The sequence below is a fragment of the Streptomyces sp. WM4235 genome (assembly GCF_001279725.1).
GTDB lineage: Bacteria > Actinomycetota > Actinomycetes > Streptomycetales > Streptomycetaceae > Streptomyces.
The window spans coordinates 109,899-133,648 of the sequence record NZ_LGDE01000447.1 but is presented as its reverse complement, the minus strand read 5'-3'; the positions used below and the strand labels follow the sequence as shown (position 1 = coordinate 133,648).

The 23,750-nt window shown below is 71.6% G+C and carries 19 protein-coding genes; 14 read left to right on the top strand and 5 right to left on the bottom strand.

Features of this window, described 5'->3' with window-relative positions; all coding sequences use genetic code 11:
* The first annotated feature begins 126 nt into the window (after nt 1-126).
* The 8 genes from ADK55_RS30825 (at nt 127) to ADK55_RS30795 (ending at nt 6,365) form a co-directional block, all read left to right on the top strand.
* A complete protein-coding gene (locus ADK55_RS30825; protein WP_053683399.1) occupies nt 127-372 on the top strand; it encodes a hypothetical protein in 246 nt (81 codons plus the stop codon).
* A 17-nt stretch (nt 373-389) separates the two neighbouring features.
* Entirely contained in the window at nt 390-890 is a 501-nt protein-coding gene (locus tag ADK55_RS30820; protein WP_053683462.1) for a hypothetical protein, read from the top strand.
* 216 nt (nt 891-1,106) lie between these two features.
* Nucleotides 1,107-1,190 carry a putative leader peptide gene (locus ADK55_RS41085; protein WP_351373514.1) on the top strand — a complete coding sequence of 28 codons (84 nt, stop codon included), beginning with the start codon at nt 1,107-1,109 and terminating at the stop codon, nt 1,188-1,190.
* A gap of 165 nt (nt 1,191-1,355) precedes the next feature.
* Entirely contained in the window at nt 1,356-2,240 is an 885-nt protein-coding gene (locus ADK55_RS30815) for an ABC transporter permease (RefSeq protein ID WP_078999594.1), read from the top strand.
* Complete coding sequence (locus ADK55_RS30810; protein ID WP_053683397.1) at nt 2,213-2,959, top strand: ABC transporter ATP-binding protein; 747 nt, start codon at nt 2,213-2,215, stop codon at nt 2,957-2,959. The genes ADK55_RS30815 and ADK55_RS30810 overlap by 28 nt, the downstream gene beginning before the upstream one ends.
* A gap of 70 nt (nt 2,960-3,029) precedes the next feature.
* Entirely contained in the window at nt 3,030-4,073 is a 1,044-nt protein-coding gene (locus tag ADK55_RS30805; RefSeq protein WP_053683395.1) for an ABC transporter substrate-binding protein, read from the top strand.
* Entirely contained in the window at nt 4,073-5,167 is a 1,095-nt protein-coding gene (locus ADK55_RS30800) for an LLM class flavin-dependent oxidoreductase (protein WP_053683393.1), read from the top strand. Before ADK55_RS30805 ends, ADK55_RS30800 begins: the two co-directional genes overlap by 1 nt.
* Before the next feature lie 109 nt (nt 5,168-5,276).
* A complete protein-coding gene (locus ADK55_RS30795) occupies nt 5,277-6,365 on the top strand; it encodes an NAD(P)-binding domain-containing protein (protein WP_053683391.1) in 1,089 nt (362 codons plus the stop codon).
* Nucleotides 6,366-6,411: 46 nt separating this feature from the next.
* Here the strand turns inward: ADK55_RS30795 and ADK55_RS30790 are convergent, their stop codons facing one another.
* From ADK55_RS30790 to ADK55_RS30775, 4 genes are all read right to left on the bottom strand, one after another.
* A complete protein-coding gene (locus tag ADK55_RS30790; RefSeq protein ID WP_159041604.1) occupies nt 6,412-6,762 on the bottom strand; it encodes a hypothetical protein in 351 nt (116 codons plus the stop codon).
* Nucleotides 6,763-6,910: 148 nt separating this feature from the next.
* The gene (locus ADK55_RS30785; RefSeq protein WP_053683387.1) at nt 6,911-7,414 is read right to left on the bottom strand and encodes a hypothetical protein; all 504 of its coding nucleotides are present in this window, start codon (nt 7,412-7,414) and stop codon (nt 6,911-6,913) included.
* Between the two features lie 56 nt (nt 7,415-7,470).
* A complete protein-coding gene (gene mltG / locus ADK55_RS30780) occupies nt 7,471-8,376 on the bottom strand; it encodes an endolytic transglycosylase MltG (protein WP_053683385.1) in 906 nt (301 codons plus the stop codon).
* A gap of 63 nt (nt 8,377-8,439) precedes the next feature.
* Nucleotides 8,440-10,386: an ABC transporter ATP-binding protein gene (locus ADK55_RS30775; RefSeq protein ID WP_053683383.1), complete on the bottom strand. Its 1,947-nt coding sequence runs from the start codon at nt 10,384-10,386 to the stop codon at nt 8,440-8,442.
* Between the two features lie 99 nt (nt 10,387-10,485).
* Here ADK55_RS30775 and ADK55_RS30770 point away from each other — a divergent pair, with 99 nt between their 5' ends.
* From ADK55_RS30770 to ADK55_RS30755, 4 genes are all read left to right on the top strand, one after another.
* Complete coding sequence (locus ADK55_RS30770; RefSeq protein WP_053683381.1) at nt 10,486-10,956, top strand: MarR family winged helix-turn-helix transcriptional regulator; 471 nt, start codon at nt 10,486-10,488, stop codon at nt 10,954-10,956.
* A gap of 29 nt (nt 10,957-10,985) precedes the next feature.
* Complete coding sequence (locus ADK55_RS30765; RefSeq protein ID WP_053683379.1) at nt 10,986-13,922, top strand: FAD-binding and (Fe-S)-binding domain-containing protein; 2,937 nt, start codon at nt 10,986-10,988, stop codon at nt 13,920-13,922.
* A gap of 148 nt (nt 13,923-14,070) precedes the next feature.
* A complete protein-coding gene (locus ADK55_RS30760; protein WP_053683377.1) occupies nt 14,071-15,897 on the top strand; it encodes an ABC transporter transmembrane domain-containing protein in 1,827 nt (608 codons plus the stop codon).
* Nucleotides 15,894-17,675, top strand: a complete 1,782-nt coding sequence (locus ADK55_RS30755) for an ABC transporter ATP-binding protein (RefSeq protein ID WP_053683375.1) — start codon at nt 15,894-15,896, stop codon at nt 17,673-17,675. The genes ADK55_RS30760 and ADK55_RS30755 overlap by 4 nt, the downstream gene beginning before the upstream one ends.
* Before the next feature lie 1,599 nt (nt 17,676-19,274).
* Here ADK55_RS30755 and ADK55_RS30750 read toward each other — a convergent pair.
* Nucleotides 19,275-20,066, bottom strand: a complete 792-nt coding sequence (locus ADK55_RS30750) for a metal-dependent hydrolase (protein ID WP_053683372.1) — start codon at nt 20,064-20,066, stop codon at nt 19,275-19,277.
* A 145-nt stretch (nt 20,067-20,211) separates the two neighbouring features.
* Between ADK55_RS30750 and ADK55_RS30745 the strand changes: the two genes are divergently transcribed.
* Both ADK55_RS30745 and ADK55_RS30740 read left to right on the top strand, forming a co-directional pair.
* Complete coding sequence (locus ADK55_RS30745) at nt 20,212-22,731, top strand: DEAD/DEAH box helicase (RefSeq protein WP_053683458.1); 2,520 nt, start codon at nt 20,212-20,214, stop codon at nt 22,729-22,731.
* Nucleotides 22,732-22,801: 70 nt separating this feature from the next.
* Nucleotides 22,802-23,680, top strand: a complete 879-nt coding sequence (locus ADK55_RS30740) for an acyl-CoA thioesterase (RefSeq protein WP_053683456.1) — start codon at nt 22,802-22,804, stop codon at nt 23,678-23,680.
* Nucleotides 23,681-23,750: the final 70 nt, after the last annotated feature.

Below are 23,750 nucleotides of genomic sequence, written 5' to 3'. Positions count from 1 at the left end.
CCGCTTCCTCCCGCACCCGCTCCAACTGCCGCTGGGAACTGCCTCTTCGGGGCGGCGCGCCCTCCTACGGTCGTGCCGGTACAGGACAGCGGTGGAACCTCCGCCGCCCCACACCGGGAGAGGCCCATGAAGACGAACAAGAAGCTGGCGGCCGGCGGCGCCGCGATCGTGCTGGCCGCGGGCATCGCGATCACGGCGGTCGGCGCGGCCAACGCGGCGCCCGCCCCGACGGAACGCATCACCTCCGTGAGCGGCCTGCACGAGAGCCTCGCGCAGGCCGTCGCCGAGGAGCAGGCCCTCGGACTCCAGGGCACTCTCGGCGGGCCCGTCGGCCGCGAGGCAGTGGAATCGCACGACGCGATCGACGGCTGACGGGGCGGGTGAGCACCGTGGGATCCGACCAGACAGGGGCCGCGCCGGAAGCGGACGCGCCGGCGGCGACGCCGTCCACGTGGTGTCCGAGCGGTGAGGCCCGGGCACCCGAGTCCGTCGTCCTCGGCGTCCGCTCGGCGACGGAAGGCCGGGTGACCTACCTCGCGGACCCGGTTCCGGCGTCGGAGGTGCTCGGTTCGATCCCCGAGGGAATCGAACCGACGCGGGTACTCCGTTTCGCCTCGCACTGCGTCTCGAACTGCGTCAATCGACGCGGCGCGGACTGCGCCCTGGTCGAGCGGGTCCTGGCGCTGCCGCCCGCGGCGGACTCCCGCGCCGTCCCGCGGTGCCACCTTCGCTCCCGGTGCCAGTGGTGGCAGCAGACGGGGGTGGACGCCTGCCACCGCTGCCCGGCGGTCACCACCGCCACCTTCCGGGAGGACGAACTGGCGACCCTGGTCGCCGATCCGAACACCACCCCCGAGCAACTCGCGTCCTGGATCGAGGCATCCGCCTGATCCTGTCGCCCGTTCCACCGGCCCGGGCACTCGGAAGCGCGAACTCCAGCCGAGACAAAGGAGTTCGCGCTCCTCGTCGTGGGCCCGAGCGCCCTGCGCGACGGTCGGGCCGAACCGATGTCGACGGGCCGACCGGCGTCCCGCCCATGGAGACGACCGGTCCAGTGCGCGAGACGCCATTGACCGGAACCCGGCCCGCCGGCTAGGTTTCGCCGCATGTTGCGTTCAGTCCTGCTCACCACGCGCGGTCACATCGACCTGCTGCGGGTGGCCTCAGCCGCGTGTCGCCGCGGCCACTGACGCCTTCTCTCCCTTCACGTCACGAGTGCTCCGCGCTCTGCCTTCGCGTGCCCTGACCCTGCCGGCCGGCGCAGTCCCGCCGCCCGGGTGACCCGCCCTGCCGCACCGGCTCGGGGGTCCGTGTCGACGCGCGCTCCCCCTCCTCTCCCCTTCCGTGGAGCCCCCATGAGCATCAGCCATGCGCCGCCGGACATATCGCGTGATTCCAGGAAAGATCAGCCGACGCGATCCGAGGGGCGGCCCTCCCCCGCCCTCGTGGCGGTCGTCCCCACGTCCGCGCGGCGCCGATCGGTGCCCCGCTGGCTGCGCCGGACCGTCGGCCCGCTGCTCCTGCTCGCCGCGTGGCAGCTCGCGAGCAGCCTCGGCGTACTGCCCGCGGACACCCTGGCTCCGCCATCCACCATCGCGGCCGCCGGATCGGACCTGATCGCGGACGGGACCCTGCCGACCGCGATGGGGGTGTCCCTCCAGCGGGTCGCGATCGGCCTGGTGATCGGCGGAACGATCGGCACCCTGCTCGCGCTGCTCTCCGGCCTCTCCCGCCTCGGTGAGGATCTGATCGACGCGAGCGTGCAGATGCTGCGTACGGTGCCCTGGGTCGGCCTCATCCCGCTGTTCATCATCTGGATGGGCATCGGGGAGGCCCCGAAGGTGGCGCTGATCGCCCTCGGCACGGCCTTCCACCTCTACCTGAACGTGTACGCCGGCATCCGCGGCGTGGACGAGCAACTCATCGAGGCGGGCGGGGCGCTCGGGCTCGGCCGCTGGGGGCTCGTACGACACGTGGTGCTGCCGGGGGCGCTGCCCGGCTTCATGACGGGGCTGCGGTACTCCCTCGCCACCGCCTGGCTGGCCCTGGTGTTCGGGGAGTCCATCAACGCCGACGCCGGCATCGGGTTCCTGATGAACCAGGCCCGCGAGTTCTTCCGCACGGACGTGATCGTCGTCTGCCTCGTCGTGTACGCCTTCCTCGGCCTCACCGCCGACCTCCTCGTCCGCGCTCTCGAAAGGCTGCTGCTGCAATGGCGACCGACCTTCACGGGCCAGTGACCACCACCGACACGCTCGACGCGACCGACACCGCGGCGGTCCGGGTCGAGGGCCTGACCCGCTCCTTCGACGGGCGGGCCGTCATCGGCGGCCTCGATCTGACCCTGCGCGCCGGGGAGTTCACCGTGCTCCTGGGCCGCAGCGGGTGCGGCAAGTCCACCCTGCTGCGCATCCTCGCCGGCCTGGACCGGGAGATCGAGGGTCGGGTCCTGGTCCCGCGGCGACGCGCCGTGGCCTTCCAGGCGCCCCGGCTGATGCCGTGGAAGCGGGTCTGGCGCAATGTCCTGCTCGGACTGCCCGGCCGCCCCGAACGGGCCCGAGCCGAGCGGGCGTTGGCCGAGGTCGGGCTGGAGCACCGTACCGACGCCTGGCCCAAGACCCTCTCGGGCGGCGAGGCCCAACGGGCCTCCCTCGCCAGGGCGTTGGTCCGCGAACCCGATCTGCTGCTGCTCGACGAGCCGTTCGGGGCCCTGGACGCACTGACACGCCTGAAGGCCCAGCAACTGGTCGCCGAGTTGTGGCAGCGGCGCGGCTGCGCCGTGCTGCTGGTCACCCACGACGTGGACGAGGCGGTACTGCTGGCCGACCGCGTCCTGGTGATGGACGAGGGCCGCATCGCCTACGACACCCAGGTGCCGCTCGACCGCCCGCGCGCGGTGGGCGACCGCAGTTTCGCGGAGTTGCGCGCACGCCTGCTCGCCGAACTCGGCGTCGTCTGACTCCCCCTCCGCACCGCCCCGCACGTCCATTCCCCCGCCCTCACGTACGAGAGATCGAAGAGAAGCAACCATGAGACGACGTCACTCCCTTCCCCTGCTGGCCTCGCTGATTCCGCTGTCGCTGGTCCTCTCCGCCTGCGGTGGCAGTTCCGCCGCCGACACGGGGGCGACGTCCGAGGACGGCCCCGGGAGCGGGGCCAAGGTCACGCTGAACGTCGGCGACCAGAAGGGCGGCTCGGAGTCGCTGCTGCGGGCCGCCGGCGAGTTGGAGAACCTCGACTACCAGATCAAGTGGTCCACCTTCACCTCCGGTCCGCCGCTGCTGGAGGCCGTCAACGCCAAGGCCGTGGACATCGGCGGCGTGGGCAACACGCCACCCGTCTTCGCCGCGGCGGCCAAGTCGAAGATCAGCGTGGTGGGCGCCACGCACGGCTCCTCCAAGGGTGAGGCGATCCTCGTTCCGAAGGACTCGTCCCTGCGCTCCCCCGCCGAACTACGGGGCAGGAAGATCGCGGTGGCGCAGGGCAGTTCGGCGCACTTCCAGTTGATCGCGAGCCTCCAACAGGCCGGACTGACCCCCTCCGACGTACGGATCACCCTGCTCCAGCCGGCCGACGCGCTCGCCGCCTTCAACAGCGGCAAGGTCGACGCCTGGGCGGTGTGGGACCCGTACACCTCCCAGGTTCTGCGCTCCGGTGCCCGCATCCTCACCAGCGGCGAGGGGATCGTCAACGGGCTCGGCTTCCAGGTCGCGGCGCCCGCCGCCCTCGCCGACGGGGCGAAGAGCAAGGCGGTGGCGGACTACCTCCAGCGGCTCCAGCGCGCCCAGGACTGGGTGTTCAAGCACCCGGAGGAGTGGGCGAAGGTCTGGTCGAAGGAGACCGGGCTGCCCTACGAGGTCGCCTTCGACGCCGTCAAGCGCAGCACCGGCACCCGGGTCACCGTCGCCGTCGACGACGCGGCGGTCGCCTCCGAGCAGAAGATCGCCGACACCTTCGCCGAACTGAAACTGATCCCCGGCAAGGTCGTCTTCAAGGACTTCGTGGACACCCGTTTCAACCGCGACCTGCCGCCCTCCACCACCCCCGCCCGCAGCTACGGGAAGGACTCCTGATGACCGTCCGGTTGCACTGGTTCCTGCCGACGGGCGGCGACGGCCGCACCCTGGTCGATCGGCACGCCTACGCACAGAACCGCGCCGCCGCCGGAGTGCGCGAGCCCGACATCGAGTACCTGGCGCAGATCGCCAAGGCCGCCGAACGCCTCGGCTTCGAAGCGGTCCTGACCCCGACCGGTACCTGGTGCGAGGACGCCTGGTTGACCACGGTGGCGCTCGCGCAGCACACCGAGCGACTGAAGTTCCTGGTGGCCTTCCGGCCCGGGGTGATCTCGCCGACGCTCGCCGCGCAGATGGCCGCGACCTACCAGCGGATCACCCGGGGTCGGCTGCTGCTCAACGTGGTGACGGGTGGGGACTCCGCGGAGCAGCGGCGCTTCGGTGACCACCTGGACCACGATCGGCGGTACGAGCGGACCGCCGAGTTCCTGTCGGTCGTCCGGGGGGTCTGGGGCGGTCAGCCGTACGACTTCCGGGGCGAGCACTACCGGATCGACGGCGGACTGACGGCGGTGCCGCCCGACCCGCTGCCGGAGATCTTCTTCGGCGGTTCCTCGGCGGCGGCCGGGCCGGTCGCCGCCGAGCACGCGGACGTGTACCTGACCTGGGGCGAGCCCCCACAACAGGTGAAGGAGAAGATCGACTGGATCCGCTCGCTGGCCGAGGAGCGGGGACGTACGGTCCGGTTCGGCATCCGGCTGCACACCATCTCCAGGGACTCCGCCAAGGAGGCCTGGGGTGCGGCGGATCGGCTGCTGGACGACCTGGACGACGCGTCCATAGCGACGGCGCAGTCACTGCTCGGCGCGAGCGAGTCGGTGGGCCAGCAGCGCATGCTCGCCCTGCACGGCGGCTCGCGCGACAAGCTGGAGATCGCGCCGAACCTGTGGGCGGGCGTGGGTCTGGTCCGGGGCGGCGCCGGTACCGCCCTGGTCGGCAGCCACGGCGACGTGGCGGACCGGATCGAGGAGTACCACGCGCTCGGGATCGAACACTTCGTCCTGTCGGGCTATCCCCACCTGGAGGAGGCGTACTGGTTCGGGGAGGGCGTGACCCCGGAACTCGCGGCCCGCGGGCTGCTCGCCCCCTGACCCGGCGCCGGGGGACGAGGACCCGGCGACCCACCCCGGCGCCGTACCCCGGTCGGCCCGTCCGCATCGGGTCGGGAAGATCCCCGGGCCCCCACGGGTTGGTGGAAGCGTGAACGAACTCAGGGGGCGGGAAGCGGCGGCGGTCGACGTGGTGGTCGTCGGCGCCGGGCAGGCGGGCCTGTCCGGCGCTCACCACCTGGCCCGGGCGGGCATCGACCACGTGGTCCTGGACCATGCGCCGCGGCCGGGGGGAGCCTGGCAGTTCCGCTGGCCGTCCCTCACCTACGGCAAGGTGCACGGCATGCACGCACTGCCCGGCATGGAGCTCACGGACGCGGACCCGCTGCGGCCGTCCTCCGAGGTCATCGGGGAGTACTTCGCCGCGTACGAGGAACGCTTCGGGATACGCGTACGCCGGCCCGTGGACGTGACCGCCGTACGCGAGGGATCCGCCGGGCGACTGCTGGTGGAATCCGAGGCGGGCAGTTGGGCGCCGCGGGCCCTGATCAACGCCACCGGCACCTGGGACCGGCCGTTCTGGCCCCGCTACCCGGGCCAGGAAACCTTCCGGGGCCGTCAGCTGCACACCGCGAACTACCCGGGGCCGCGGGAGTTCGCGGGGGCCCGGGTCATCGTCGTGGGCGGTGGCACCTCGGCGGTACAACACCTCCTGGAGGTATCCGAGGTGGCGGCGGAGACCACATGGGTGACCCGCCGGCCACCCGTGTTCCGCGACCGCGACTTCGGCGAGTCCGCCGGTCGGGCGGCGGTGGCGCTGGTGGAGGACCGGGTCAGGCGAGGCCTGCCGCCGCAGAGCGTGGTCAGCGTGACGGGCCTGGCACTGACCGACGCCGTCCGGGCGGGGCTCGACTCCGGGGTCCTGGACCGCCGCCCCATGTTCGACCTGATCACCCCGACCGGAGCGACGTGGGCGGACGGGCGACACGTGGACGCCGACGTGATCCTCTGGGCGACCGGCTTCCGGGCCGCCGTCGACCACCTGGCGCCCCTACACCTGCGCGAGCCGGGTGGCGGGATCCGCGTCGAGGGCACCAGGGCGGTCCGTGACGAACGGATCCACCTCGTCGGCTACGGGCCGTCGGCGTCGACCATCGGGGCGAACCGGGCCGGCGGCGCGGCGGTCCGCGAGATCCGCCGCCTCCTCACCCGCGAAACCGCCGAAGCGGGCCGCGCCTGATCGGCCCCCGCCGGCCACCGTGCCCCTGTCAGCGGCGATGAACCGGTCAGCACCTCCGGTGCCACCACGCCAACTCCGGGTCGGTCGCGGACTCGTGGTGCGTGCGCGCGACTAGCACCGCGTCCAAGTCGTCGACCCGCGACCGGAGTTCGCGGGCGGCCTTCGGCGGCAGCATGACCAGTGCCTCGTGCAGCGTGTCCCGGGCCCACCCCTCGCCACAGCACGGGCAAGTGAACTCGGCCTCCCACGGCCTCCACCGGCGTCCGGTGCCGAGGACGCGCACGGACCACACGCTCAGCGCGACTGCCACGATGCCCGGAGACAATCGATCCCGTTCGAGCACGCGAACGGCGGCGTTCGCCGCACCGGACAGGCCCGGGACATCGCGATACCGCACCCAGCGGCTCCCCCGGCCCCGCGCCCGCGGCCGAAGCGAAGCCGGTGATCTACGCGGCACGACCCCTTCGGATACACGTCATGGGAGGCTCTTTCCCTGGCTCAAGACCGTCCGGCCGGCATCCGGGATCGAGCGGAACCCGGCAGCGTCAGGCTCCGACGCTGCGAACCCAGACGGGGAACGGCACGATACCCGACCCGGCCTCGGCCTCGATCTCGGCCTCTTCCTCGATCTCGATCTGTTCCGACAGGTTCGACACGTCGCCCAGGTCCGACCAGGCGAGGAGACTCGGCCCGTTGTCGTTCAGAAATCCTTCGACGAGCGGGGCGAGATCGTCGCAGGCCACATAGGCACTCCTGAACGGCAACGCGTCCGAAGGCAGCGAAGCGGTCGAGCAACGGAGCTGCCCGGCTTGCTCGTCGCGCCACACATGGAAGGTCACCACCCCCGGAAAGCCCAGCTCGCGCACGCGTCCCCGGATGACGGAAGCGGCCCTCTCGAAGGCACCCACCACCTCGGAGACGCACAACGACCCCCTCTCCTCGTCGCCCACAGTCAGCGACCAGGTGTTGGTCTCGCACTCCACCCGCCGGTCATCCGGCTCCAACGCCAGGGGCTCGTCCGCCACCTCGGCGATCCAGTTCAACAGCATTACAGGAGTATCCCCGCACGCCCCGCCACACCCACGCCCCGCCCGGGACGACACACCTAGGGCGCGGGGTCGGCGCCGCGTCCGGGGGGTCGCGTCTCCTCGCGGCCGGGAGGTCCTGCCTCGGCGCGGGTGGCCCCCGCCTGCGCGCGCAGCCGGTTGAAGTCCGCGACGTGCTTCTTGTGTTCCTCGTACGTCGCCGAGAAGCGCGTGTCCCCCGGCTTGACCGTGACGAAGAACAGCCAGTCCCCGGGAGTCGGGGCGACGGCCGCCGCCATCGCCTCCAGTCCGGGGCTGTCGATCGGCGTGGGCGGCAGGCCCTGACGTTCGTACGTGTTGAAGGGACTGTCGATCTTCGTCTCGCTCAGTTTGGTGTCCACCGTGTTGCGGTTCAGCGCGTAGTTGATGGTGGAGTCCATCTGGAGCGGCATCGACTTCGCCAACCGGTTGTGGACCACCCGTGCCACCTTGCCCATGTCCGCACGGGTGTCGGCCTCCGCCTCGATGATGCTGGCGAGGGTGGCCGTCTGGTACGGGGTCATTCCGTGGGCCTTGGCACCGTCCGCGACGGCCTTGGTGGCCAGCTTTCCGTTCGCCGTCCGCACCATGTACGCGAGCACCGACGCCGGAGTGGACTTCGAGGTCACCGGGTACGTCGCCGGGAAGAGATACCCCTCCGGGTTGCCCTTGGCCTCCGGGGGGAGGGCCAGGCCGGCCGTCGCCACCGCCGACTTCGTGGATCCCGCGGGAAGTTTGAGCGCGCTGTCCACGGCGGCGTAGACCTGCGGGGCCCGCCGGCCTTCGGGAATCAGCAACTGGCGTGGTTTCTCCGGCACTTTCTCGCCCGGCAGCAGCGGAATCAGGACTGCGGCCCCGAGCCCGAGCAACGTGCCGAAGAGGAGCGCCAGCCTGCCCCGGCGGGTGAGCCGGGGGTGGCGCTGTGGCGGCAGATCTTCATGACGCATGCGGGCACGTTAACCCGCGAACTGCCGCATTTCCGTCATCTCACCCACCTTCCGGTCATATGGTCACACGTTTACCGGGGTCGGTACGGCGTCGCCGAACGTCTCACCCTTGGCCGCCTTGACCGTCTCACCCTTGACCGTCTCACCCTTGACCGTGTCGTTCACGGCCTTCTCGTTCACGGCACCCTCCGGCAGCACGGCGGCGTCCCGGTCTCGCCGGACGAGCGCGGCGTACCGGCCGTCGGCCTTCAGGAGTTCCTCGTGCGTTCCCCGCTCGGCTATTCGACCGGCGTCCAGTACGACGATCTGGTCGGCGTCGCGAACGGTGGAGAGGCGATGGGCGATGGTGATGGTGGTGCGGCCCGCGGAGAGGTTGTCGATGGCCCGCTGCACCGCATGCTCCGTACGGGTGTCGAGCGCGCTGGTGGCCTCGTCGAGGATCAGCACCGGCGGGTCGCGCAGGATCGTGCGGGCGATGGCCAGGCGCTGCTTCTCGCCGCCCGAGAAGCGGTAGCCGCGTTCGCCGACGAGGGTGTCGTATCCGTCGGGCAGCGAATCGATGTGTTCGTGGATCTGGGCCGCGCGGGCCGCCTCGACGATCTCCTCGTCGGTGGCGTCGGGCTTGGCGAAGCGCAGGTTCTCGGCGACCGAGGCGTGGAAGAGGTAGGTCTCCTGGGAGACCACGCCGATGGACCGGGCCAGCGAGTCGAAGTCCAGGTCGCGCACGTCCACTCCGTCGAGGACCACCCGCCCGCCGGTCACGTCGTAGAGCCGGGGCACCAGATAGCTCAGGGTGCTCTTGCCGGAACCGGTCGGGCCGACCACCGCGAGGGAGCCGCCCGCCGGCACGGTGATGTCGATCGCCGACAGGGTGGGGCCGTTCTTGGCCTCGTACGCGAAGTGCACGTCCTCCAGCCGAACCTCGCCCTTGGCGCGCTCCAGCCGTACGGGGTCCGGGCGCTCGGTGATGTCCACCGGCAGGTCGAGGTACTCGAAGATCCGGGCGAACAGCGCGAGCGAGGTCTGGATCTGCACGCCGGTCGACAGGAGGCTCACGGCGGGCCGGAACAGGCCCTGCTGGAGGGTGACGAAGGCGACGAGGGTACCGACGGACAGCGAGGGGGAGCCGGTCTGCAGGGCGATGCCCGCCGCCCAGTAGATGAGCGCGGGCATGGCGGCCATGACGATGCCGATGGTGGACATCCGCCAGCGCCCGGCCATGCTGGAGCGCACTTCGAGGCCGACGAGCTTCTCGGACTCCTCCGAGAAGGAACGCGTCAACGAGTCGGCGCGCCCCATGGTCCGGCCGAGCAGGATGCCGCTGACCGAGAGCGACTCCGTGACCGTCGCCGCCATGGAGGCCATCTGCTTCTGCCGCTGCGTCGTGATCCGCTTGCGCTCGCGGCCCACCCGCCGACTGATCCACACGAAGACGGGGAGCAGCAGGAGCGAGACGAGCGTCAGGCGCCAGTCCAGCGCGAGCATGGCCACGACCGAGGCGATCACGGCCGTCAGGTTCGAGACGAGGGAGGTGGCGGTGGAGGTGACGGTGGCCTGCATGCCGCCGATGTCGTTGGCGATGCGGGACTGCACCTCGCCGGTGCGGGTGCGGGTGAAGAAGGCCAACGGCATCCGCTGGAGCTGGGCGTACACGGCGGTGCGCAGGTCGTGCATGACGCGCTGGCCGACGGTGGTGGATATGAGGGTCTGGAGCACGCCGAAGACGCTGGTGACGACCGCGGTGAGGATCATGCCGAGCGCCAGCAGGCTCAGCAGTCCGGTCCGCCCCTGGGGGATCGCGACGTCCAGGATCTCCCTCAGCAGGAACGGCGAGGCGACGCCGACGAGGGAGGAGGCGCCGACGAGCGCGCCGACGACGGCGAGCCGACCGCGGTAGGGCCGGAAGAGGGAAACGATGCGGCGCAGCTCACGAGGCTGGTCCGCCGGTGCGGGTCGGTTGGGGTCGAGGGCTTCTTTCGATGGGGACCACTCGGGCTCTTTGGGGCGCATGGGCCTCCTTCTGACGAGACTCGCATGAGCATAGCTCATTGTTACCTATACTCACAATGAATCTGGTCCCTATACTCTTGCCATTATGAGGACCGCAGCATGAGCACCGCTCCCGAAGCCGACAGCACGGACAGCACGGACGGGGTACTCGCCGAGCAACTGCTCCGCCTGACCCGCCGACTGCACCGCATCCAAAAGCGCCATCTCGAACCCCTCGGGATCACTCCCGCCCAGTCAAGGCTGCTGCGGCTGGTCTCGCATTACGACGGCGCGGAACCGCCCCGCATGGCGGATCTCGCGGCGCGCCTGGAGGTGGTTCCCCGTGCCGTCACCACGCTGGTCGACGGGCTGGAGGCGGCCGAGTGCGTACGTCGCGCGCCGGACCCGGCGAACCGTCGGGTGATCCGGATCGAGCTGACCGACGCCGGCCGCGCCACGCTGCGCCGGCTGCGCAACGCGCGAACCGACGCGGCAGAGGAGATCCTGGCTCCATTGACCGCCGAACAGCGCAGGGTGCTCGGTGGCCTGTTGAACGCTCTGGCGGACGCCCCGGCGGAGCCCACCTGCTGAGATCGCCGCCGAGTCGAGGGGTCGCCGCCATGCCGCTGCTGGAACCGAGGCCCGGCGCCCTGCGGCCGCGCGACGTCGGCGCCCCTTCGCCCGATCGGGTGTCGGATGAGCGGGCGGGCGGCACGCCGGAGGCGCTGCGCGCCGACCTGTCGGAGCTGCTCGGCGCCGAGAAGGTGCTGTGGAAGGTCTCCGACCTGGTCCGGTACGCCTCGGACGCGTCGCCGTACCGGTTCGTGCCCCGGGTCGTGGTGGTCGCCGAGGACATCGACGACGTCTCCGCCGTGCTCTCGTACGCTCACGGCAAGCAGCGCGAGGTGGTCTTCCGTGCCGCCGGGACCTCGCTCAACGGTCAGGCCCAGGGTGAGGACATCCTGGTCGACGTGCGCCGCCACTGGTCCGGCGTCGAGGTGCTCGACGGCGGTCTACGGGCACGGATCCGACCCGGCACCACCGTGCTGCGCGCCAATGCCGCACTCGCCCGCCACGGCCGGATCCTGGGCCCCGACCCGGCGAGCGCCATCGCGTGCACCCTGGGCGGGGTCGTGGCGAACAACGCGTCCGGCATGACGGCGGGAACCACGAGGAACTCGTACCGCACGCTGTCGTCCCTGACCCTGGTACTGCCCACCGGCACCGTCGTGGACACCGCCGACCCGCTCGCCGACGAGGAACTGGCGCGCGCCGAACCGAGCCTGTGCCGCGGGCTGATGGGCATCAAGCGGGAGATCGAGGCGAACCCGGGACTGGCCGCCCGGATCCGCGCCAAGCACGAGATCAAGAACACCACCGGCTACCGGCTCGACGCCTACCTCGACGGCAACACCCCCGTCGAGATCCTGCGCGGCCTGATGGTGGGGTCCGAGGGCACCCTCGGCTTCATCTCGGAGGTCGTCTTCGACACGCTCCCCCTGGACCGCGAGCTGACGAGCGCCCTGCTGTTCTTCCCGTCCCTGCCCGCCGCGGCCGCCGCCGTGCCGCTCTTCAACGAGGCCGGGGCCATCGCCGTCGAGGTGATGGACGGCAACACCCTGCGGGCCTCGGTCAGTGTCGCGGGGGTGCCCGCGGACTGGGCCGACCTCCCGAGGGACACCACCGCGCTGCTGGTGGAGTTCCGCGCCCCGGACGAGGCGGGCCGGGCCGACTGCGAGCGGCGCGCGGCCGAAGTGCTCGCACGGTTGGAGCTGGTCGCCCCGGTCGCCTCGGTGACGAACGCCTTCACCCGCGACCCGGGCACCATCTCCGGGTACTGGAAGGCCCGCAAGGCCTTCGTCACCGCCGTCGGCGGAGCCCGCGCGCCCGGGACCACCCTGATCACCGAGGACTTCGCCGTCCCGCCGGGCCGGCTCGCCGAGGCCTGCGAGGCCCTCCTCGCCCTCCAGGCCGAACACGGCTTCGACGCCGCCGTGGCCGGCCACGCCGCGCACGGCAACCTGCACTTCCTGCTCGCGTTCGACGCGGGCCTCCCGGCGGACGTGGCACGGTACGCGGCCTTCATGGACGCGTTCTGCCGGCTCACCGTGGAGCGCTTCGACGGCTCGCTGAAGGCCGAGCACTCCACCGGCCGCAACATGGCCCCCTTCCTGGAGCTGGAGTGGGGCCCCGAGGCCACCGAACTGATGTGGCGCACCAAGCGGATCATCGACCCCGACCTGGTGCTGGCCCCGCGCGTCCTCCTCGACCGTGACCCCCGGGCCCACCTGCGCGGGCTGAAGACCATTCCGCGGGTGGAGGCGGTCGCCGACCCGTGCATCGAGTGCGGCTTCTGCGAACCGACCTGTCCCAGCGAGGACGTCACGACCACGCCGCGGCAACGGATCGTGCTGCGCCGCGAGATGATGCGCCAGCCTCCCGGCTCCCCCGTCCTCGAAGGGCTGCTCGACGCCTACGGCTACGACGCCGTCGACACCTGCGCGGGTGATTCCACCTGCAAGCTCGCCTGCCCCGTCGGCATCGACACCGGCGCCCTGATGAAGGACTTCCGCCACCGACGGCACGGTCCGCGCGAGGAGCGGGTCGCCGAGCTGGCCGCCCGGCACTTCCGCACGGTCGAGTCGGCCGCCCGGCTGGCCGTGGCCGCCGCCGACACGCTCTCGCAGCGGGGCGGCGCCCGGTTCCTGCGGGCCGTGACGGGCGTCGCGCGCAAGGCCGTGAGCCCCGATCTGGTGCCGCAGTGGCTGCCGCGGATCCCCGGCGCCGCGGCCCGCGTGCTGCCCGACACCCGGCGGGTGGGGGCCGTCGCGGTGTACTACCCGGCCTGCGTCAACCGGATCTTCGGCGGCCCCGAGGGCGAGCCCGGACCCTCCCTGCCGGAGGCCGTGGTGGCCCTCTCGGAGCGGGCCGGACTGCCGGTGTGGATCCCCCGCGACGTGTACGGCACCTGCTGCGCGACGATCTGGCACTCCAAGGGCCACGACGCCGGCAGCCGGGTGATGGCCAACCGGATGGTGGAGTCCGCCTGGGGCTGGACCGCGGGCGGACGGCTGCCGCTGGTGGTCGACGCCTCCTCCTGCACCCTGGGCATCGCGCACGAGGTGGTCCCCTACCTGACGGACGACAACCGGGCCCTGCACGCGGAGCTGCGTGTCGTCGACTCCGTCGTCTGGGCGGCCGAGGAACTGCTGCCGCGACTGGAGATCCGGCGCACCATCGGCTCGGCGGTGTTGCATCCGACCTGCTCCATGGAGCATCTGGGTGACACGGGCGCGCTCAGGGCGGTCGCCGAGGCGTGCGCCGAGGAGGTGGTGGTCCCGGACGACGCGGGCTGCTGCGCCTTCGCGGGCGACCGGGGCATGCTGCACCCGGAGCTGACCGCGTCGGCCACGGCCCGCGAGGCGGCGGAGGTGACGGCGCGCGCCTTCGACGCCCACCTGTCGGCGAACCGGATGTGCGAGGTGGGGATGGATCAGGCCACCGGCCGCTCCTATCACTCGGCCCTGCTCGAACTGGAGCGCGCCACGCGCCCCTGATCCCCACCCGCGACCAGGCCTGACTCCCCGCGCCGGGTCCGCGGAGCGCGGCGCCGCGCTCCGTCGGCGACGGAAAATGGATTGCCCCGGGGCAGTCCGGAAGACGAACCTTGTGTGGTTTGAACCACTCGACCAGTCATGGGGCGTCATGCAGATCAGCGATCTTCCGTATCCGGACCCAGGGGTACCCGACGCTCGCTCCGGCCCTCGCTTCCTCGTGTGGCTGGGGCGCAACCAACTCGGCGGACAGGCCAAAAGCCTGTGCTGGGGGCTGTTGCACCACATCGGCATCGCCGGGCTGCCCTTCGCGGTGGGATTCGGCGTCGAGGCGGTCGTGGACCGCGACGGCCGACGACTGCTGCTCGTCGGGGCGTTGATCGCGGTGCTCGGCGTCGCGATCTCGCTCGGCGACGCCATGCTGCACCGGACGGCCGTCACCAACTGGATCACCGCTGCCGCCCGCGTGCAGCAGCTCCTCGCGCGCAAGACCGCGGAGTTGGGCTCCGCCCTGACCCGGCGGGTGGCGGCCGGCGAGGTCGTCGCGGTGTCCACCGGCGACGTGGAGAAGATCGGTTGGTTCGTCGAGGCGGTCTCGCGCTTCCTCGCGGCGGCCGTGGCGATCGTGCTCGTCTGCGTCGGCCTGGTCTGGTACGCGCCGTCCCTCGGCGTGGTCGTGGCCGTGGGCATGCCGCTGCTGGCGCTCTCCTCCCTTCCGCTGCTCCCCCGGGCCACCCGGCGCGCCGACATCCAGCGCGAGAAGGCGGGCAAGGCGACCGAGCTGGCCTCCGACACCGTGGCGGGCCTGCGGGTCCTGCGCGGGATCGGCGGCGAGGAGCTCTTCCTCGGCCGCTACCGCGCCGCCTCCCAGGAGGTGCGGGAGGCCGCCGTGCGCAGTGCCCGGATGTGGGCGGTGATCTCGTCGATCCAGGTGTTCCTGCCGGGCCTGCTGATGATCATCGTGGTCTGGTACGGCTCCTCGCTGGTCCTGGACGGTCGGCTCGACGTCGGCGAACTCGTCGCGGTCTTCAGCGCGGTGTCCCTGCTCCTCTACCCCCTGCGGAGCGTGGAGGAGATCGCCATGGCGTACTCGTTCTCGCGTCCCTCCGCCAAGCGGGCGGCCCGGGTGCTGAAGCTGACCCGGACCGACGCGGGCGAGCCCGAGGCGCGGACCGCCCCCGAGGCCCCGGCCCCGGGCGGGGAGCTGTACGACCCGGAGACGGGGCTGTTGGTCCCGGCCGGGCAGTTCACCGCCGTCGTGTGCGGCGATCCGGACCTCGCGGGTCGGCTCGCGGAACGGCTCGGCGGCCATCCGATGGACGCCGCCGCCGAGGGGCCGCCGGTGCTGTTGGGCGGGGTCGCGCTGGACGAACTCGCGCTGGACACCGCCCGCACGCTGGTCCTCGTACAGGACAAGGATCCGGTGCTGCTGTCCGGGACCCTGCGCGAGCTGTTCGACGTACCGGCGTCCGGTGCGGTGACGCCCTCGGCCGCGCTGGCTGCCGCCCAGTGCGCCGACGTGTTGGACGCGCTGCTCCAGTCGGCGCCCGACGGGGTCGAGGACGCCATGGACGCGCGGATCACCGAGCGCGGCCGTTCGCTGTCCGGAGGTCAGCGTCAGCGGCTGGCCCTGGCCCGGTCCCTGGTCACCGACCCGGAGGTGCTGGTGTTGGACGAGCCGACCTCGGCGGTCGACTCGCACACCGAGGCACGGATCGCGGACGGCATCGCGGCCCTGCGCGCGGGGCGCACCACGGTGGTCCTGGCCTCCTCTCCCCTGCTGCTGGACCGCGCCGACCGGGTGGTGCTCGTGCACGAGGGCACGGCCCTGCCGGCCGGCACGCACCGCGAACTGCTGCACGGAGAACCGCGCTACCGGGCCGTCGTCACCCGCGAGACCGAAGGGGAACAGCGGGCGGCGGGCCTGGAACTGGCGCGCGTCGCAGAATCACTCACAGAGATCGAGGAGTCCGCATGATCGGCGTGGCGCCGCCGGACTACGATCCGGCAGCCCCCGAAACGGCCGCGACCCTGCCCGTGGGCACGTCCGCGACCGTTCGGGACTATGTGCGCGGCCTGTTCCGGCGCCACCGACGGGCCTTCGTGGTCCTGGTGACGGTCAACGCGGTCGCGGTGATCGCGTCCATGGTCGGCCCGTACCTGCTGGGTCGGGTCGTGGACGATCTCGCGGCCGGGGTCCGCGAGCTGCGTCTGGGAACCGTGGCCCTGCTGTTCGCGGGGGCGCTCGTCGTACAGACCCTCTTCGTGCGGCAGGTCCGGCTGCGCGGGGCGATGCTCGGCGAGGAGATGCTGGCCGACCTGCGCGAGGACTTCCTGGTGCGCTCCGTCGGTCTGCCGCCGGGCGTGCTGGAGCGGGCCGGTACCGGTGACCTGCTGTCGCGGATCACCACCGACATCGACCGCCTCGGCAACGCGATGCGCGAAGCCGTGCCCCAGCTGGCCATCGGCGTGGTGTGGGCGGGGCTGCTCTTCGGAGCGCTCGCCGTGACCGCTCCGCCGCTGGCGTTGGCGGCGTTGGTGGCCCTGCCGATCCTGGTGATCGGCTGCCGCTGGTACTTCCGCCGGGCACCTTCGGCGTACCGGTCGGAGTCGGCCGGGTACGCGGCGGTCGCGGCGGCGCTCACCGAGACCGTCGACGCGGGCCGGACCATCGAGGCGCACCGTCTCGGGAAGCGTCGAATCACGATGTCGGACCGCCGGATCAAGGAGTGGACGGCGTGGGAGCGGTACACGCTGTTCCTGCGGACGGTCCTCTTCCCCGTCATCAACGTGACCTACGTGACGATCCTCGGCTCCGTGCTGATGATCGGCGGCTACTGCGTCCTGCGGGGCTGGATGTCGGTCGGGCAGCTGACGACGGGCGCGTTGCTGGCCCAGATGATGGTCGATCCGATCGGCCTGATCCTGCGCTGGTACGACGAGTTGCAGGTGGCGCAGGTGTCGCTCGCCCGGCTGGTGGGCGTGCGCGAGATCGAGCCCGACGCCGGTGACTCGGCGGTGTCCCCGGAAGGCCGGGCCGTCCGGGCGGACGAGGTCCACTTCGGCTACCGCGAGGGCGTGGACGTCCTGCACCGGGTGTCGATGGCCGTGCCGCCGGGCACCCGCATGGCGCTGGTCGGCCCCTCGGGCGCCGGCAAGTCCACCCTGGGCCGGCTGCTCGCGGGCATCTACGCGCCACGGACGGGGGAGGTCACCCTCGGTGGGGCACGGCTGTCGCGGATGCCGGCCGAGCGGGTGCGCGAGCACGTGGCGCTGGTCAACCAGGAACACCACGTGTTCGTGGGCTCGCTGCGGGACAACCTGCGACTGGCACGGACGGGCGCGGACGACGCCGAACTGTGGGCGGCGCTGGGCGCGGTGGACGCGGACGGCTGGGCCCGGGCCATGGAGTCCGGACTGGACACCGAGGTGGGTTCCGGCGCGACGGCGCTGACGCCCGCGCAGGCGCAGCAGATCGCGCTGGCCCGGCTGGTGTTGGCGGACCCGCACACCCTGGTGCTGGACGAGGCGACCTCACTGCTGGACCCGCGTGCCGCCCGGCATCTGGAGCGTTCGCTGGCCCGGGTGCTGGACGGCCGTACGGTCATCGCGATCGCCCACCGGCTGCACACCGCGCACGACGCGGATGTGATCGCGGTGGTCGAGGAGGGCCGGATCAGCGAGCTCGGTTCGCACGACGAGCTGGTCGCGGCCGGCGGCGCGTACGCCGCGCTGTGGCGCTCCTGGCACGGCTGACCGTGCGTACGCCGTGGCTCCGCAGTGGAACCACGGCGTACGTCGTGTGAGCCGGTCGATCGCCCTCGGGGCCGGCCGGTTCGAGCCGTGAGGGCGGCGGGTCGGGCGCTTCCGCGCCGGCCCGGGGCTCGGCGCCGGCGCGTGTGTCGGTGTTGCGTGTGTCGGTGCTGGTGTCGGTGTTGCGTGTGTCGGTGTCGGCGTGGGCGCCGGTGCGTGGGCCTGGTGCGACGCGCAGGTCCAGACGACGGGGTGCATCACGTCCTTGGCGTCGACGGCGTACCCGCCGACCCGGTCGTCGTCGGAGACGGTGAAGGCTCCGCTGTGGCCCGTCGCGGCGAGACGGGGCAGGGCCAGGGTGGGGCCGGCCCCCTTCCACAGGGTGGCCTGGTACGGCGGAGCGGTCTCCGGCGGGAAGGGGCCGACCATCGTCGAGTCCGAGGCGGTGCCGACGCTGACGCCGGTGGTCGGACTGACGTCCTCGAAGGTGCCCTGGGTGCGCTCACCGAGGTTCGCGACCGTGATCACCTCCGTGTAGGGCGGCTTCCAGACCACGCCGTTGGAGGTGATGAGGCGAGAGAACTCGTAGGTGCCGGAGATCCGGCCCTTCTCGTCGATGTCCTGCGGCAGGTAGGTGCTGTAGGTGTCGCCCGGGTGGAACGGCTGGAGCTCCTGCGCGGGTGCGGCCTTGTCGGCCGCCCACACGAGTCCGGTCTCGTACCAGTACTCCGCGTCCATCACCCCGGTGCCCCGTCCCACGATCCGGCCGGCGTCGTTGATGCCCGTGATCTCGGCCAGCCCGGTGATCTGCGGGGGCAGGGCCAGCTCGCGGCGGACGGCGGTGCCCACCCACTCCACTCCCACCACGTGCCAGGGGTCGCTGTGCCGCTCGCCGACGACGTGTCCCTTGTCGTTGATGTCGCTCGCCCGCTCTCCGCCGGGCAGGATGGCGACCGCCTTCGCTCCGGACGCGTACCGGAAGGCGACCGGGGGCTTGTCCGTGCCGCGAAGCCACCCGACCATCACGCCGAACCGGTTGACTGCCTCCACCGCGCCCGACGTGTACCCGGCGGGCAGTGGCACCCGGTGGACGGAGGTGCCGAGCCAGTAGACGGGCCGGTTCTGCGAGCGGCCGACGGACATCCCGAGGGGGCCGAGTCCCTTGACCTCGGTGGTGGCCGACCAGGGGAACGGTGACTCTCCCGGACCCGGCAGCGACTCCAGCACCCGGATGCCCGGCGTGCAGCGTCGCGCCGCGTCGGCCCGCTCCCCGGTCGCCGCGTGGGCCGGCACGGCCACGCCGGTCAGCGCCAGCGTGGCGAGAACCGTGCCCGCCATCAACGCCGACCTGGTACCCGTCCCGTACCCGTTCCTGTCGCCGTTCCTGTCGCGCTTCATCTCGTCCCCCGGATTCCGCTGCTCGCTCCGCTTCGGCACGACGGATCGCCGTGCCCCGCCCATGTGCCCCACGGTCTTGGTGTGAGCCGACGTGCCCGACGGCTCGTCGGTTCACATGATTGTCCGTACGGGGACGGGCTGAACAGAGCGATTCAGGGCGCCTGACGCTTCGCTTCGGGCCGGTGTCGAAGGGGGACGCGGAGGTCAGATGAAGCCCAGCGCGGCCGCTCCGCCCACTCCGCCGAGCAGCATGAACACGGGCATCAGCACCTTCAGCTCCACCCAGCTGCCGGCACGGAACCGCATCATCTTCGGCGGGCCGATCGGGTACCAACGCTTGCCGGCGATCGGGAGCGGCCACAGGATCGGGCAGCCGGAGACGGTCAGCGCGTCCCCGATGTCGTGGACCAGGGCCCCGAGCAGGATCGGCAGGCCGAGCCAGAGGTACTCCTGGCCGGGTTCGGTGAACAGCCAGCCGGCGCCGTTGCCCGGCTGGTCGAGTACGCCGGCCAGGATCCAGGCGCTGGTGGCGCCCAGGAGCCACACGAGGACATCGCTGGACATCCGGGCCGCGCGCCACAGCAGGCCCTCGACGGCCAGCACCAGGTGGACGAAGAGCAGCGCGAGGACGCCCCAGCGATCGGCGGTCACGGCGAGGACGGACGAGCCGCCGCCGATCAGGACCGCCCAGAGCCAGGTGTGGGTCAGCGTCCGGTGGCCGCCGGTGCGCCGGGCGTCACGCGGGGCCCGGGTGGCCTTGTAGACGGCGTACGAGATCTTGTCGACCACCTCGCACAGGCCCTTGGAGAGGGGCCCGAAGGCGCGCGAGATCGTCGCCGACTTGTGGTCGAGGTCGGGCGCGAGCGCCGCTCCGGCGCAGATGAGCGCGCCGACGACGAGGACGGGCCAGGGCATCGGGTACCCGGCCGCCGCAGCCGCCGCGCCGACCCCCAGCCAGGCCGCCGCGCCGGACAGTGAGTGCGCCGGACCCATCATGGTGTTTCCCCGCCCCGGTTCTGTGATGGTCAGGGCCCGTCGACGGTTTCGTCCGGGCCGTGTGGACGGCACAGCGTACCGTCGATGATCTTCTTTCCTCCCGCCGGTTGCCTCATCCGGTCCGAAGCCAGGCAAGATGGGGGGTGTGACCCTCATTGATCAGCTCCCGCCGAACGCCGACCCCGATGCCCTCTTCGAGGCCTTCTCCTCGTGGGCGGAGGGCCAGGGCATCACCCTGTACCCGGCGCAGGAGGAGGCACTGATCGAGGTCGTCTCCGGGGCGAACGTGGTCCTCTCCACCCCGACCGGCTCCGGCAAGAGCCTGGTGGCGGCCGGCGCGCACTTCACCGCGCTGGCCCAGGACAAGGTCACCTTCTACACCGCGCCGATCAAGGCCCTCGTGTCGGAGAAGTTCTTCGACCTGTGCAAGCTCTTCGGCACCGAGAACGTCGGCATGCTGACGGGTGACGCCTCCGTGAACTCGGACGCCCCGGTCATCTGCTGCACCGCCGAGGTGCTGGCGTCCATCGCGCTGCGCGACGGCAAGTACGCCGACATCGGCCAGGTCGTCATGGACGAGTTCCACTTCTACGCCGAGCCGGACCGGGGCTGGGCCTGGCAGATCCCGCTGCTGGAGCTTCCGCAGGCACAGTTCGTCCTGATGTCGGCGACCCTCGGCGACATGAAGCGGTTCGAGGAGGACCTGACCCGGCGCACCGGCCGTCCCACCTCGGTGGTCCGCTCCGCGACCCGGCCCGTCCCGCTGTCGTACGAGTACGTCACCACGCCGATCACCGAGACCATCACCGAGCTGTTGGAGACCCGGCAGGCACCGGTGTACATCGTGCACTTCACCCAGGCCCAGGCGGTCGAGCGGGCGCAGTCCCTGATGAGCATCAATATGTGCACCCGCGAGGAGAAGGACAAGATCGCGGAGCTGATCGGCAACTTCCGTTTCACCACCAAGTTCGGCCAGAACCTCTCCCGCTACGTCCGCCACGGCATCGGCGTCCACCACGCGGGCATGCTGCCCAAGTACCGGCGCCTGGTGGAGAAGCTGGCGCAGGCGGGCCTGCTGAAGGTCATCTGCGGTACCGACACCCTCGGGGTCGGCGTCAACGTGCCCATCCGCACCGTGCTGTTCACCGCGCTCACCAAGTACGACGGCACCCGGGTCAGGACGCTGCGCGCCCGCGAGTTCCACCAGATCGCCGGCCGCGCCGGTCGGGCCGGCTTCGACACGGCGGGCTATGTGGTGGCGCAGGCGCCCGAGCACGTCATCGAGAACGAGAAGGCCCTCGCGAAGGCGGGCGACGACCCGAAGAAGCGCCGCAAGGTGGTCCGCAAGAAGGCCCCCGAGGGCTTCGTGGCCTGGTCGGACACCACGTTCGAGAAGTTGATCGCCGCCGACCCGGAGGCGCTGACCTCGCGCTTCAAGGTCACCAACATCATGCTGTTGTCGGTCATCGCCCGCCCCGGCGACGCGTTCAAGGCCATGCGGCACCTGCTGGAGGACAACCACGAGCCGCGCAAGGCGCAGCTGAGGCACATCCGCCGGGCCATCGCGATCTACCGTTCGCTGCTGGACGGCGGTGTCGTGGAGAAGCTCGACACCCCGGACGCCGAGGGCCGTACCATCCGGCTGACCGTCGATCTCCAGCAGGACTTCGCGCTGAACCAGCCGCTGTCCACCTTCGCGCTGGCCTCCTTCGACCTGCTGGACCCGGAGTCCCCTTCCTACGCGCTGGACATGGTCTCGGTCGTCGAGTCCACGCTGGACGACCCGCGCCAGATCCTGGCCGCCCAGCAGAACAAGGAACGCGGCATGGCCGTGGGCGCGATGAAGGCCGACGGGATCGAGTACGAGGAGCGGATGGAACGGCTCCAGGACGTCACCTATCCCAAGCCCCTCGAAGAGCTCCTCCTGCACGCCTACGACGTGTACAGCAAGAGCCACCCGTGGGTACGCGACCACCCCGTCTCGCCGAAGTCGATCATCCGTGACATGTACGAGCGGGCGATGACCTTCACGGAGTTCACCTCCTACTACGAGCTGGCCCGTACCGAGGGCATCGTCCTGCGCTACCTGGCGAGCGCGTACAAGGCCCTGGACCACACCATCCCGGACGACCTCAAGTCCGAGGACCTCCAGGACCTCATCGCCTGGCTGGGCGAGCTGGTCCGCCAGGTCGACTCCAGTCTGCTCGACGAGTGGGAGCAGTTGGCGAACCCCGAGGTGGAGACGGCGGAGCAGGCCCAGGAGAAGGCCGACCAGGTCAAGCCGGTCACCGCGAACGCCCGCGCCTTCCGTGTCCTGGTCCGCAACGCCATGTTCCGTCGCGTCGAGCTGGCCGCCCTGGACCACGTCAACGTGCTCGGCGAGCTTGACGGGGAGTCCGGCTGGGACGCCGATGCCTGGGGCGAGGCCCTGGACGGCTACTGGGACGAGTACGACGACCTGGGCACCGGCCCCGACGCGCGCGGCCCGAAGCTGCTGCAGATCGAGGAGGACGCGGAGCACGGCCTGTGGCGCGTCCGCCAGGCCTTCGCCGACCCCGCCGGTGACCATGGTTGGGGCATCAGCGCCGAGGTCGACCTCGCGGCCTCCGACGAGGAGGGCCGGGCGGTCATCCGGGTCACCGCGGTCGGTGAGCTCGGCCTCTGATCCGTCCCCGCAGGCCGCCGGCGTCGCCGGGCCCGCCGATTCCGCCGGACACGACAGTGGAGAACCCCTGATGACGAACCCCGCCGAGAGACTGGTCGATCTGCTCGATCTGGAGCAGATCGAGGTCAACATCTTCCGGGGCGCGAGCCCCCAGGAATCCCTCCAGCGCGTCTTCGGCGGGCAGGTCGCCGGCCAGGCACTGGTGGCCGCGGGCCGCACGACCGAGACGGACCGCCCGGTCCACTCGCTGCACGCGTACTTCCTGCGCCCCGGCATCCCCGGGGTGCCCATCGTGTACCAGGTGGAACGGGTGCGTGACGGGCGTTCCTTCACGACGCGTCGTGTCACCGCGGTCCAGCAGGGCAAGACCATCTTCAATCTGACCGCCTCCTTCCATCATCCGGAGGAGGGCAGCATCGAGCACCAGCTGCCCCCTCGCCTCGACTTCCCGCACCCGGACACGCTTCCGACGGTCGCGGAGGAGATCCGCGAGCATCTGGGGGCCCTGCCCGAGGCCCTGGAGCGGATGGCCCGCCGCCAGCCTTTCGACATCCGCTACGTGGACCGGCTCCGATGGACTCCCGGGGAGCTGAAGGACGCCGACCCGCGCAGCGCGGTGTGGATGCGGGCGGTCGGCCCGCTCGGCGACGATCCGCTCGTGCACACCTGCGCCCTCACCTACGCCAGTGACATGACCCTCCTCGATGCCGTGCGCATCCCGGTGGAGCCCCTGTGGGGCATGCGCGGCTTCGACATGGCCTCGCTGGACCACGCCATGTGGTTCCACCGGCCGTTCCGGGCCGACGAGTGGTTCCTGTACGACCAGGAGTCCCCCATCGCGCACGGCGGTCGGGGCCTGGCTCGCGGTCGTATCTACGACTTGGAGGGCAGGCTGCTGGTCTCCGTGGTCCAGGAAGGTCTCTTCCGCCCGTACGCCCCCAAGAAGTAGCAGTCGCCCGACCCGTCCACGCGGTCGCCCAACCCGTCCACGAAGTCGTCCGGCCCGTCCACGAAGAGCT

Bases quoted from the DNA above. Each gene is read 5' to 3' on its own strand.
- ADK55_RS30815 (WP_078999594.1), top strand. From the start codon at position 1,356: ATGAGCATCAGCCATGCGCCGCCGGACATATCGCGTGATTCCAGGAAA.
- ADK55_RS30760 (WP_053683377.1), top strand. From the start codon at position 14,071: ATGCAGATCAGCGATCTTCCGTATCCGGACCCAGGGGTACCCGACGCT.
- ADK55_RS30805 (WP_053683395.1), top strand. From the start codon at position 3,030: ATGAGACGACGTCACTCCCTTCCCCTGCTGGCCTCGCTGATTCCGCTG.
- ADK55_RS41085 (WP_351373514.1), top strand. From the start codon at position 1,107: ATGTTGCGTTCAGTCCTGCTCACCACGCGCGGTCACATCGACCTGCTG.
- ADK55_RS30825 (WP_053683399.1), top strand. From the start codon at position 127: ATGAAGACGAACAAGAAGCTGGCGGCCGGCGGCGCCGCGATCGTGCTG.
- ADK55_RS30740 (WP_053683456.1), top strand. From the start codon at position 22,802: ATGACGAACCCCGCCGAGAGACTGGTCGATCTGCTCGATCTGGAGCAG.
- ADK55_RS30775 (WP_053683383.1), bottom strand. From the start codon at position 10,386: ATGCGCCCCAAAGAGCCCGAGTGGTCCCCATCGAAAGAAGCCCTCGAC.
- ADK55_RS30770 (WP_053683381.1), top strand. From the start codon at position 10,486: ATGAGCACCGCTCCCGAAGCCGACAGCACGGACAGCACGGACGGGGTA.
- ADK55_RS30750 (WP_053683372.1), bottom strand. From the start codon at position 20,066: ATGATGGGTCCGGCGCACTCACTGTCCGGCGCGGCGGCCTGGCTGGGG.
- ADK55_RS30800 (WP_053683393.1), top strand. From the start codon at position 4,073: ATGACCGTCCGGTTGCACTGGTTCCTGCCGACGGGCGGCGACGGCCGC.
- ADK55_RS30810 (WP_053683397.1), top strand. From the start codon at position 2,213: ATGGCGACCGACCTTCACGGGCCAGTGACCACCACCGACACGCTCGAC.
- mltG (WP_053683385.1), bottom strand. From the start codon at position 8,376: ATGCGTCATGAAGATCTGCCGCCACAGCGCCACCCCCGGCTCACCCGC.
- ADK55_RS30785 (WP_053683387.1), bottom strand. From the start codon at position 7,414: ATGCTGTTGAACTGGATCGCCGAGGTGGCGGACGAGCCCCTGGCGTTG.
- ADK55_RS30755 (WP_053683375.1), top strand. From the start codon at position 15,894: ATGATCGGCGTGGCGCCGCCGGACTACGATCCGGCAGCCCCCGAAACG.
- ADK55_RS30765 (WP_053683379.1), top strand. From the start codon at position 10,986: ATGCCGCTGCTGGAACCGAGGCCCGGCGCCCTGCGGCCGCGCGACGTC.